A 6,199-nucleotide genomic window follows, 5' to 3' on the forward strand; every position below is an offset into this window, starting at 1 on the left:
AGCCCGGCCGAACGGCCGGGCTTTTGAATGCTAGCGTGAGCCGAAGCTGCTTACGCCGCCTCGTCGGCGACCGCCGTATCGTCGCCATCGGAATCGTCGATATCGCCCTCGGTGTCCGCATCGGCCTCGCCCTCGGCGGCTTCGGCCTTGGCATTGGTGCGGCGCGGGCTCTTGGCGAGCTGCGCCTCGATCTCCTTGACCGCTTCGGTCTCGGTCGAGTGCTGCACCACCGCAATCTCGCGGGAGAGACGATCGAGCGCCGCTTCATAGAGCTGGCGTTCGGAGTAGGACTGCTCGGGCTGCGATTCGGAGCGGTAGAGGTCGCGCACGACTTCCGCGATCGCGACGATGTCGCCCGAATTGATCTTCGCTTCGTATTCCTGGGCGCGGCGCGACCACATGGTGCGCTTGACGCGGGCGCGGCCCTTGAGGGTCTCCAGCGCCTTCTTGACCAGCGCCGGCTCGGACAGCTTGCGCATGCCGACATTGGCGACCTTGGCGGTCGGAACGCGCAGCGTCATCTTGTCCTTGATGAAGTTGATGACGAACAGCTCGAGCTTGGCCCCGGCGATCTCCTGCTCCTCGATGGCCAGGATCTGGCCGACGCCGTGAGCGGGATAAACGACGAATTCATTGGCCTTGAAGCCCTGACGCTGGGTCACGACCTTCTTTTCCTCGACCTTCGGCGCAGCGGCAGCCGGCTTCACGGCGGGCTTGGCAGCAGCGACGGGGGCTTTGACGGGAGCCTTGGCGGCGACAGGCGTCTTGGGCGCAGCGGCAACAGGCGCTTTCACGGCAGGCTTGACCGCAGCCTTGGCAGCCGCGGGCTTGGAAACGGTCGCTTTCGCGGCCGGCTTGGCAGTCTTGTGAGGCATTGCGCTTCTTTTCTTCGAGGACTTTGCAGCCGTGTGCTTAGTCGCCGCACGACCCTTGGATGCGCTACGGCTGGCCGCGGCGACTTTTTTGGCATCCTTATGGGACGCCTTAGCAGAAGTACTCTTTTTACGCGTTTTCTGTGACACAGCCTGCGCGCGGAAAACTGCCACGCCCCTGTTCGACATGAGGTTTCACGGGAACCCAGAGGGGCCAACGGGGCTGACGGGGTTCGGCTCAATGTGCCCAATATAGCACATTTCCCGCAAAAATCAATGATTTAGGGGTTTTTTGGCCTGTTTACGGCGCTGACTAAGGTATTAGGGTTAAGTTTGACCCGAGTTAGTCTCCAGAACCGGGGTTTTGAGAAAAATATTTCTCAAACTTGCCTTCCTTGCCGTCGAATTCCTTCGCGTCCTCCGGCGAATCTTTCTTCTGGGTGATGTTCGGCCAGCTCTTGGCGTATTCGGCGTTCACTTCCAGCCACTTTTCGAGGCCGGGTTCCGTGTCCGGCTTGATGGCGTCAGCCGGGCATTCCGGCTCGCACACGCCACAATCGATGCATTCGTCGGGGTGGATGACCAGCATGTTCTCGCCCTCGTAGAAGCAATCTACCGGGCACACCTCGACGCAGTCGGTGTACTTGCACTTGATGCAGTTTTCAGTGACGACGTAAGTCATCCAACGCTCCGAAAAGCTCTCTCAAATTCGCGGCTTGCGTAGCGCGTAAATACCGACGCCGCAAGATCGGGAACGGCCGATCATGACGGGTTTTCGCACGTCTTCGGCCAAGAAGTGAACGCTAAGCGCAATTAATTACGCTTTGCGCTCATTCAACTCCTCATACAGCACGCGCGCCGAGTTTGCGTCGCCGCGCCGCTCGGTGAAGGCGACCACCTTCATCACCCGTACGGTGCGATCGAGCGCGATCGTCAGGACGTCGCCGACCTTGATCGCATGCCCGGGCGAGGTCTCGCGCACGCCGTTGACGCGGACATGGCCGCTTTCGACGAGCTCGGCTGCGGACGTGCGCGCCTTCACCACGCGAGCGTGCCACAGCCATTTGTCGATCCGCTGGCGCTCGGTCGTGGCGTTATTCCCTTTGACGCGTTTTCTTCACGCGAACCGCTCCGCACTTCGCTCGAAAACGCTACGCTACTCCTTGCGGCCGGCAAGCTGCTCTTTCAGCGCGGCGAGCTTTGCGAAGGGCGAGTTCGGATCGATCGGGCGATCGCGTTCGCGCGGGGAAGCGCTGGAGGCATAGGGGCGATGTGACGGACCGGATTCGCGGTCGCGACGATCGCGGCCCTTGTCGCGGTCGCGGCCACGGCCGCCGTCGCGATCGCCGAACTTGCCCTTGCCCCGATCGCGATCCTTGTCGCGGTCCTTGTTACGTTCCTGGCCCTCGAAGCGGCGGCCCTTGTCGTCACGCGGCTCGCGGCGCTCGCCGCCCTCGCCCTGCTCGCGTCCCTTGCGAAAATCCTTGCGACCGCCACCGTGACGATGGCGTTCGCCGGGCTTTGCGGCATCATCGGCTGCAGCTTCGCCCTCTGCGGGCGCGGCCTGCGCGCCTTCCTGCGGACGCGGCTGATGATGGCGGGGGCGGTGCCGCTCGTGGCGCGGCTTGCGGTCCTCGTGACGGCCGCCGGGACGCCAGACCTCGACGAGCTGCGGCTCGGCGTGGGCAGCTTCCGCAGGCGCGGCGGCGTCAGTCGATGCGGCAGCTTCCACGGCGGCAGCAGCGTCAGCCGGCGCGGCCTCGGTGACGGCTTGAACGGTTGCAGCTTCTTCCGCTGGCGGTGCGATGCCGGGCGCATCCTCGGGCGTTACCGGCGCCTCGGGCGTGGCCTCGAGCGCGGGCTCGGCGTGAGGCTCTTCCTCATGCTGCTCCATGCCCGGCGCATCCTCGACGGTAACCGGCTCGACTGCGCCCTCAACGGCAGGCGCTGCGTCATCCGCCGGCACTTGGGCAACGGCCTCAGCGACCGTCTCGCTCGACGTTTCCGCGGTGCCTTCAGCGGGCGGCGTCTCGACCGCGACCGTCTCTGCCACGACGGGTTTCGGCGGCAGCGGCGCGCGCTTCTCCATGCGATAGCCGAGCGCGCGCAGCACCGAGGCAAAATCTTCGCCGGCCGAGCCGGTCAGCGAGGTCATCCCCTGCGTCACGACAAAGCCGCGGCCGTCGAACGCCCCTAGCGGCTTCGCGCCGGGCGAGGTCTCGCGCCAGGCCAGCGCGGGACGGATCAGATCGGCCAGACGCTCCAGGATGTCGACGCGCACGGCGCGCTCGCCGCACTGCTTGTAGCCGAGCACGCGATAGGCATCGCGCGGCAACGCCTTGTCGGCGGGGAACGAGGTGCGGCCCGAGCTCGCCAGATGCTGCGCGCCCGACAGTGCTGACAGATCGACATTGTCGTGCTTCAGCGCCCAGAGCAGCGCGGCCAGCGCACGCCCGGCGGGCTTGAGCAGCTGCGGGAAATAGAGGTGATAGGCGCCGAACCGCACGCCATACTTGCGCAGCGTCGCGCGCGAGGGCTGGTCGAGATCCTTCAGCTCATTGGCGATCTTCGGCCGCTCCAGAACGCCGAGCGCCTCGACGAGCTGATAGGCGATGCCGCGGGCGATGCCGGTGACGTCCTCGGCCTTCGACAGCTCGAACAGCGGCCCGAGCAGCTTTTCGACATGCGTCTTGAGCCAGAGCTCGAGCCGCGCCTGCACCTTTTCACGCGGGGCCCCGGTCAGGCGCTCGTCGGAGATGATGCGCAAGCGCGGATGCAGCGCTTCCTCTGCGGCAACGAGACGCGCCACGGCATCGCCGGTCCAGCGGATGGTGCCTTCCGAGGTCAGCACGAACTGCTCGTCGGGCGCAGCGCCCAGTTTCTCGGCACGCGCATTGATCTCGCCGGCGAGCACCGCCTGCGCAGCAGCCTGCAAGGCTTTCGCATCGGAGCCTGCTTCCGCAGCATCCGGTGCAAAGGTGAACCCATCAAGACGGCCGATGACGTGGCCTTCGACGATGACTTCGCCGGTCTTGCCGATTTCAGTATTCAAGCTCGTGTTCTCCCGCAGGCGGCGCATCAATACACTGGTACGACGATCAACGAAACGCTCTGTAAGCCGTTCATGGAGCGCATCTGACAATTTATTTTCGACCTCCCGCGTGACCCCCTGCCAGCGTTCGGGGTCTTTCAGCCAGTCCGGGCGGTTGGCGACGAAGGTCCAGGTGCGGATATGCGCGATCCGGCCCGACAGCGTGTCGATGTCGCCGTCGATGCGGTCGGCCTGGTCGACCTGGGCGGCGAACCAGTTATCCGGGATGCAGCCCTTGTCGATCAGGAAGCCATAGAGCGTGGTGACGAGCTCGGCATGGGCCGCCGGCGAGAGTTTCCGGTAATCGGGGACCTGGCAGGCCTCCCACAGCCGTTCCACCGCCGCCTTGCCGTGCGCCTTGTCGCGGACCTCGCCGTCGCGGGCGGCGTGATCGAGCACGCGCATGTCCTCGGCGATCGGCGCGCGCGTCAGCGCCTCATGGCCGGGCGGCAGGTTCAGCGAGACCTGGAGCGCGCCGAGCGAGGAGAAATCGAGCTTCGAATTGCGCCACTGCAATACCTTCACCGCATCGAAGGTGTGGTTCTGCAGCGCATTGACGAGTTCGGGCTCGAACGGCGCGCAGCGGCCGGTTGTGCCGAACGTGCCGTTGCGCGTGGCCCGTCCCGCGCGGCCTGCGATCTGCGCGAACTCGGCAGGTGTCAGGCGGCGGAACTGGTAGCCGTCGAACTTGCGGTCGGAGGCGAATGCGACGTGGTCGACATCGAGATTGAGGCCCATGCCGATCGCATCGGTGGCGACGAGATAATCGACGTCGCCGTTCTGGTACATCGCAACTTGAGCATTGCGCGTGCGCGGCGAGAGCGAGCCGAGCACGACGGCGGCGCCGCCATGCTGGCGGCGGATCAACTCGGCGATCGCGTAGACCTCATCGGCGGAAAACGCGACGATCGCGGTGCGCCGCGGCTGCCGCGTGATCTTGCGGTCACCGGCAAATTCGAGGCTCGAGAGCCTGGGACGCGTGATCATGGAAGCGCCGGGCAGCAGACGCTCGATGATCGGGCGCATCGTCGCCGCACCGAGCAGCAGCGTCTCGTCGCGGCCGCGACGGTTGAGGATGCGATCTGTGAAGACATGGCCGCGCTCGAGATCGGCGGCGATCTGCACTTCGTCGACGGCGAGGAAGGAGACATCGAGATCGCGCGGCATGGCCTCGACGGTGGAGACCCAGTAGCGCGGATTCCTCGGCTTGATCTTCTCCTCGCCGGTGACCAGCGCGACGCTCTCGGCGCCGGCGCGATCGGCGATCTTGTTATAGACCTCGCGCGCCAGCAGCCGCAGCGGCAGTCCGATCATGCCGGACGAATGCGAGAGCATCCGCTCGATGGCGAGATGCGTCTTGCCGGTATTGGTCGGCCCGAGCACCGCAGTGACGCCCGCGCCAGGCGCGCGCTCGGAGGCAAAGGAGGAGGGAGGAAAGGCCATTCTGGGGATTAGCTAGTCGTGATTGGGCCGTTTGTCAGTGGCGTTTGGGGGCGGAGGGTTTGCCACACACACCGCTGTCATCGCCCGGCTTGACCGGGCGATCCAGTATTCCAGAGGCGGTGCTTGAGCCGAGAAGCCGCGGCGTACTGGATGCCCCGGTCAAGCCGGGGCATGACAGCAGAATATGTGGGTGCATCGCCCACCTCCCCCGCAACTGTCTCATTTTGCAACGCTTTCTCGCCCGCACTTAAACTTCAGAACGACTCCGGAACGAATCGCGGCCGAATCGCTGACTCCCCTTGCTTCCGGATTCGTTCACGCAGCATCTCGTGCCAGGTCGTTTTCAGGCGCACTAGATGGAGTTTTGGCCTCTCGCACAAGCGGCGTTTTCGGGGCGGGTTCCTTAACGTTGGGGACGGGCCGGAGTCGAATCAAAATCGACTGAGAGTCAAATGGATTCATCAGCCGTGCGAAGCGGAATACGGGGGGCCTTGCGGTACGCGCATCCCGGATTTCGCTTTGCTACATCGGGCTACGGGGCTCGTCACGCGCCTCGCCCCATTTTGTCGAAAACAACCCCATGCACAGTAGGGATAGACAAGCGGGGACACGCTCTCCACCATTTGTAGTAGGCCACCAACGCGTAGCCCGTATGGAGCGAAGCGGAATACGGGAGCCCCGGGCACGAATCCCGGATTACGCTTCGCTCCATCCGGGCTTCTGTAACGGGCCCTGGTTAGTCAATCCCTTTTTGCGTCATCCACTCGCCAGGAACCTGCTTCTGTACGGGATC

Annotated in this window: 4 protein-coding genes; all 4 read right to left on the reverse strand. The window is 64.7% G+C overall.

Annotated features, from left to right (window positions below):
* Positions 1 to 50 precede the first annotated feature (50 nt).
* On the reverse strand, positions 51 to 875 hold the full coding sequence (locus Q2941_RS19390) for a CarD family transcriptional regulator (protein ID WP_458193452.1): 825 nt from the start codon (positions 873 to 875) through the stop codon (positions 51 to 53).
* A 340-nt stretch (positions 876 to 1,215) separates the two neighbouring features.
* Positions 1,216 to 1,554 carry a ferredoxin FdxA gene (fdxA, locus tag Q2941_RS19395; RefSeq protein ID WP_027526516.1) on the reverse strand — a complete coding sequence of 113 codons (339 nt, stop codon included), beginning with the start codon at positions 1,552 to 1,554 and terminating at the stop codon, positions 1,216 to 1,218.
* 135 nt (positions 1,555 to 1,689) lie between these two features.
* The gene (locus tag Q2941_RS19400) at positions 1,690 to 1,944 is read right to left on the reverse strand and encodes an RNA-binding S4 domain-containing protein (protein ID WP_458193455.1); all 255 of its coding nucleotides are present in this window, start codon (positions 1,942 to 1,944) and stop codon (positions 1,690 to 1,692) included.
* 84 nt (positions 1,945 to 2,028) lie between these two features.
* Positions 2,029 to 5,406: a helicase-related protein gene (locus Q2941_RS19405; protein WP_458193453.1), complete on the reverse strand. Its 3,378-nt coding sequence runs from the start codon at positions 5,404 to 5,406 to the stop codon at positions 2,029 to 2,031.
* Between the last annotated feature and the right edge of the window lie 793 nt (positions 5,407 to 6,199).

The sequence above is a fragment of the Bradyrhizobium sp. UFLA05-153 genome (assembly GCF_054185185.1).

Bases quoted from the DNA above. Each gene is read 5' to 3' on its own strand.
- Q2941_RS19390 (WP_458193452.1), bottom strand. From the start codon at position 875: ATGCCTCACAAGACTGCCAAGCCGGCCGCGAAAGCGACCGTTTCCAAG.
- fdxA (WP_027526516.1), bottom strand. From the start codon at position 1,554: ATGACTTACGTCGTCACTGAAAACTGCATCAAGTGCAAGTACACCGAC.
- Q2941_RS19405 (WP_458193453.1), bottom strand. From the start codon at position 5,406: ATGGCCTTTCCTCCCTCCTCCTTTGCCTCCGAGCGCGCGCCTGGCGCG.